Consider the following 4,382-nt stretch of genomic DNA (forward strand, 5'->3'; position numbering starts at 1 on the left):
GGCAAGGATTGGCGATGAGATTATTGAAACCGTAGAGGTGGACTTGCGAACCCTCGAAGTGGTGCAGTGCCACGGCAAGCACAACCAGGACACCGAATATCACGAGCGCATCATAGACCTTGTGAACAAGAACGCCAACCTTATCCGTGAGCGGATGAAAGCGGCATAGCATAACCCCTAAAACAACATTGATATGGAAGTAAGAATTGAAAGTATGATTTGTGTGTGGGATGATGCAATCCCCACGATGTTCCTTGAATTTGTGAACCTCCTCACTCTCACAACGAGTGAGGGGGAATTGAGAAAGAGCGTAAAGGAGTTTGCCGAGAAGCACGAACTTGACAAGTTTTTCCTTTACGGCTTCGGCTCACACCATTTCTACCTGCACCAACGCTACACAAGCAACCCCGAAATGGTGATGAAGAACAGAGTTCTGTCAGTACATTTTTAACCATCTAAAAAGCAACATTATGACAACACGAATGACCATCAACGGAGTAAGCACCTGCGCGGAAGCAGGTACGGAGAAATACGAGCGTTTCCAATCGGGTATCGGAAGACGCAGGCGGACACTTGTGCAGTACGACTACCGCCACCCCATAGACAGAGAATTGTTCTCTTGTGTCAAACCCACGTTGGACGAGTGCCGAGCCGCACGGGACAAGTGGCTGAACGCAAAGAAGGGAAAGGAGGACAGACTATGAACACGACCTATCAAACGCTGATAGTCAAGTTCAGCGAACCTATCACGGCATTGGACGGTATCTTTGACGATACCGGAGCGTGGGGAACGGACACCCTCAAGGGGTGGATAGATGATTACGAAAGCACACGTTTCACCGCCACCGACAGCCATACGGCAGTCATCACGAGCGAGTACAATATGGAATGTGTGAAAGAGTGGCTACAACGGCAGACCCCCATTTCCGAAATGCGAGAATTTTGAACGGGATGGCGGTGTCCGCACCGCCAATACTTAAAACCCTAAAAACAAAAGATATGATAGCCAAGACGATATTACAGCAGATAGGCGGAAAACGCTTCACCGCCATGACAGGTAGCCGTGATTTCATAGATATGGGCAACGGCTTACGGATGAGCCTTGCAAGGAACAAAACAAGTGCCAACCGCCTTGACATCATCTATGACGAAGGGGCAGACCTCTACAATATGCGCTTCTACCGCAGGACGTTCAGCAAAAAGACCTTTGAGTGCAAGACAAAGGACATTGCCGTACACGAGGGTATCTATTTTGATATGCTGGAGGAAATGTTCACGATGGTGACGGGACTTTACACACGCTTTTGAGTGGCGGGGCGGCGAGAGCCGCCCTACTTTCTTTCAGTGAGCATGATGGCGGACAAAGAAAGTAGCAAAGAAACCTTTGTCCAATCTGCGATAACTAAAAAATCCGCAAGTAAAACTTGCGGAGGCTATATATTGGGTCGTTATTTTTTGGTGGAGGGGAATGATAATCTCGAACCGTTGAACTACACATTTCTGCTTCGTCTCCATTTCCCCCAACGATTTGATACGTTCAATCATTTTTGTTGTTCCTTTCTGAATTTTCCTAAATACTTTCTTCATAATTTCGCTATACTTTTTATGGTTAATAACTATGTTTTGTATTGCTCTCACAACACTTACAACTTGAAGTGTTATTTGGAAACCGATAGGCAAAAATGGCTCAACGATGTCAATTAACGAGAAAATCCTACGATAATCTATCAAGTGATAGAGCAAAAGACGTGCCAAGTTAAATATGGCACGTCTTTTGCCAGTTTTGTCAGTCCTTTTATGGGATATACAACAGCGCAAACTCCGCCTTTCTCCGTTTGAGCAGCATGGCGTGGCGTTTTCCTTTGTAGTTGCAGAAGGCTATATACTCACGGTAGATGTTCCTGTCACCAGCTTCCAGCTTCTTGATTAAGGTGCTTTTGGGGATTGTTTTGCTGCCTAACAGCTTCGCCGGTCCCACATTGTAAGCTAACGTGCCAAGCAAAATCGAATCAACCCCGAATTTACGGAACATGGCGACAAATTTGCGCAGGTCTTTCCGCAAAAGTTCATCCGCATCCCGTTTTGTCATGGTTCGTGCCGAATACTTCTCGTTTGGCAAAAGTTTGTGACCCCAACCGACGTATGGGTAGTGTTTTTCTGAGTGCCAGCCTTCAAAGTAGCGGCAGCATAAAAAAGCACGTTCCATAAGCGGCAGTCGGTAGATTGCCGCCTGCCCGTCCGTTCCCTCTTGGCGGCTGATCTGCGCGGACACAGAACAGACCGTCAGAAGTGAACAGAGCATTGTCATGAATACACGCATCATTTCAACAAGGGGCTGAAGTTGCCGATGGGAACGATGGTAAGATCGTCGTCCTTTACATTCCTGTTGTTGAAGTCAAATTCCAGTTCGTAGGAGTTGCTAAAGTTATCCTCCACCACCACGATGAAATTATGCGCCTCATCACCCGCCGCCGTGTAGTACAGGCGGAATTTTTCGTTCTCCAGCAGGTAGCGGTCGTTAGGCAGGAAGGTGATGCCGTTATCCATTTTGAGCGAGCCTTCCCCCTCGAACTGGAAATAGCGGATGGTATAGAGCGTACCCGAAAAGTCGCCCTCCTTTTTCAGTTCACAGCGGATTTCCACTGTCTGCCCCTTTACTACCTTGTTCGGCACGGGCATGACCTCCACCGTGAAGGGATAGGACTGCTGGATGTCCATGTCATCGTCACATGACACGAGGGTGAATGACATGGCGGCTATCAGGCATAACGCCACTGCCTTGAATATTGATGTTCTCTTGTTTCTGTTGTTCAGTATGTTCATTGTTCTTCGATTTTTAGATGGTTGTTTTTCTGTTTTTTCGTTGTCAGTTGCAGGTACTCGTTCAAGTCCTTGCAACCGTCATAGAGGGAGGAACGGTCGGTGACACGTTCCCCGTATCGCATGGTAAGTGCGGCAAGCGTCCGCCGTCCGGCTTCGTCACGGTCGAGGAAGCAGCCGATGCGCCCGTATCCGTCCAGCAATCCCGCCGCCTTCTCCACGTTGGCGACTGAGTTCAGCACAAGACAGTCAGCGTTACCGGTTACACCAAGCGTCACGGCAGAGAGAAAGTCCATGAAGCCCTCGAACACGAGGCACTCGTCAGCCGGGATGTCATTCGCCTTTACCAGTGATACAGACTTCGGAGGTATGCAACCCTTGAAATATCGGCTTCTGACTTCATAGCCACCTGCCATGTTCGGAAAGCCAACGGCAAAATACCGTTTCCCACGCACACCGTAGTTCAAGCGGCAGCAGTGACGGGATGCGATGGCGTAAGGGATGCCCCGTTCCTCTAAATACTCCGTCAGCAGTGAGCGGAGCAGCGGAGCGACCTCCACATCCTCAAAAACGGATTCGGTCGGCTTCGAGAGATAGACGGGCTTTTCCCATCCGGCAACCGTCATATTGGCGGCTTCCGCTATGAACTTCGCTTGCTTCATGAAGTCATCGCTTTGCAGAAACTCCCCGGCAAGCGTGAAGATGTCGCCGCCCTTGCCCAAACCGAAGTCGTACCAGAGCTGTTTCGCCACGTTCACACGGAAAGAGGATGTGCGCTCGCCCCTGTACGGGGCAAGATACCACAGCTCGTTACCGCTCCTTCTGACAGGCTCATGCCCCAGCCGTGCGAGAAAATCCGCAAGCGGCATCCTTCTGACAGCATCTATTTCCGTCCTTTCCATGCCCGTGTCAGTTGATGATGAACTTGATACCGACCCCGAACTGCGTGTGGAACTTCCGTGTGTCGCCACCCCAAAGGCAACGCTCCCGCAGGTTGGCAAGCAGGGCGATACGGTCTGCCACGTAACACTCCACATCGAGCGTCAGCGCACCGCCGTAGATGAAGGCGTCCCGGTCGTGCAGCGTGGAGCCGTCATGCAGCACCTTCTTCCCCCAATTTACCGCCTCATATCCGGCGAGAGCCGAAGCCCCGGCATAGACGAAAACAATCTTTCGGGCGTCCGACAGTATCTTGAAGTAATAGCCGCCCTCCGCCGTGAACTGCGCCACGGGTATCTTGGTGTCCTTGTAGGGATTGTTCTTCAACAGGTATTCGCCACCGAACACCCACTTGTTCCCCTTCTTCGTGTAGGTGGAGAGAGCCGCCCCGAAGCTGTACCCGCCGTCCTTGCCGCCGAGATTGAAGCCGTCCGCCATGTCCGCCCTCACCTCGATGCCCTGCATCTTCGGCAGACACCGCTGGGCGTGCGCCTGCCCTGTAAAAAGGGCAAGCGACGCGATGATTATTGCGATGTACTTTCTCATGGTCAGCGTACTTGAAGTTCGTTGATGGTACCCGCGCGTACCAAATCCTCGTTCTCAATCACGAAGGACTGGTGACG

10 protein-coding genes are annotated in these 4,382 nt (G+C 50.8%); 5 read left to right on the forward strand and 5 right to left on the reverse strand.

What is annotated here, in order from left to right; genetic code table 11:
• The 5 genes from HPS54_RS12650 to HPS54_RS12670 form a co-directional block, all read left to right on the forward strand.
• A partial coding sequence (locus tag HPS54_RS12650) for a PcfJ domain-containing protein (RefSeq protein WP_172345760.1) occupies positions 1-169 on the forward strand: 169 nt, incomplete at its 5' end.
• A 24-nt stretch (positions 170-193) separates the two neighbouring features.
• Positions 194-451 carry a hypothetical protein gene (locus tag HPS54_RS12655; RefSeq protein ID WP_004291531.1) on the forward strand — a complete coding sequence of 86 codons (258 nt, stop codon included), beginning with the start codon at positions 194-196 and terminating at the stop codon, positions 449-451.
• Positions 452-470: 19 nt separating this feature from the next.
• On the forward strand, positions 471-704 hold the full coding sequence (locus HPS54_RS12660) for a DUF3873 domain-containing protein (protein WP_004304291.1): 234 nt from the start codon (positions 471-473) through the stop codon (positions 702-704).
• Entirely contained in the window at positions 701-946 is a 246-nt protein-coding gene (locus HPS54_RS12665; RefSeq protein WP_004291529.1) for a DUF6956 domain-containing protein, read from the forward strand. Before HPS54_RS12660 ends, HPS54_RS12665 begins: the two co-directional genes overlap by 4 nt.
• Positions 947-999: 53 nt before the next feature.
• Positions 1,000-1,308, forward strand: a complete 309-nt coding sequence (locus HPS54_RS12670) for a hypothetical protein (protein ID WP_004304290.1) — start codon at positions 1,000-1,002, stop codon at positions 1,306-1,308.
• 33 nt (positions 1,309-1,341) lie between these two features.
• Here the strand turns inward: HPS54_RS12670 and HPS54_RS13050 are convergent, their stop codons facing one another.
• The 5 genes from HPS54_RS13050 to HPS54_RS12695 form a co-directional block, all read right to left on the reverse strand.
• Positions 1,342-1,731 (reverse strand): hypothetical protein, encoded by a 390-nt coding sequence (locus HPS54_RS13050; protein ID WP_004291527.1) that lies wholly within the window; start codon positions 1,729-1,731, stop codon positions 1,342-1,344.
• Positions 1,732-1,795: 64 nt separating this feature from the next.
• On the reverse strand, positions 1,796-2,323 hold the full coding sequence (locus HPS54_RS12680) for a glycoside hydrolase family protein (RefSeq protein WP_004291526.1): 528 nt from the start codon (positions 2,321-2,323) through the stop codon (positions 1,796-1,798).
• The gene (locus tag HPS54_RS12685) at positions 2,320-2,823 is read right to left on the reverse strand and encodes a DUF3872 domain-containing protein (RefSeq protein ID WP_004291525.1); all 504 of its coding nucleotides are present in this window, start codon (positions 2,821-2,823) and stop codon (positions 2,320-2,322) included. Before HPS54_RS12685 ends, HPS54_RS12680 begins: the two co-directional genes overlap by 4 nt.
• The gene (locus HPS54_RS12690; RefSeq protein ID WP_004291524.1) at positions 2,820-3,722 is read right to left on the reverse strand and encodes a toprim domain-containing protein; all 903 of its coding nucleotides are present in this window, start codon (positions 3,720-3,722) and stop codon (positions 2,820-2,822) included. The genes HPS54_RS12685 and HPS54_RS12690 overlap by 4 nt, the downstream gene beginning before the upstream one ends.
• A 7-nt stretch (positions 3,723-3,729) precedes the next feature.
• Entirely contained in the window at positions 3,730-4,305 is a 576-nt protein-coding gene (locus tag HPS54_RS12695; RefSeq protein ID WP_004291523.1) for a conjugal transfer protein TraO, read from the reverse strand.
• Positions 4,306-4,382 lie beyond the last annotated feature (77 nt).

The sequence above is a fragment of the Xylanibacter caecicola genome, from assembly GCF_013166515.1.
GTDB classification, from domain to species: Bacteria; Bacteroidota; Bacteroidia; order Bacteroidales; family Bacteroidaceae; genus Prevotella; species Prevotella caecicola.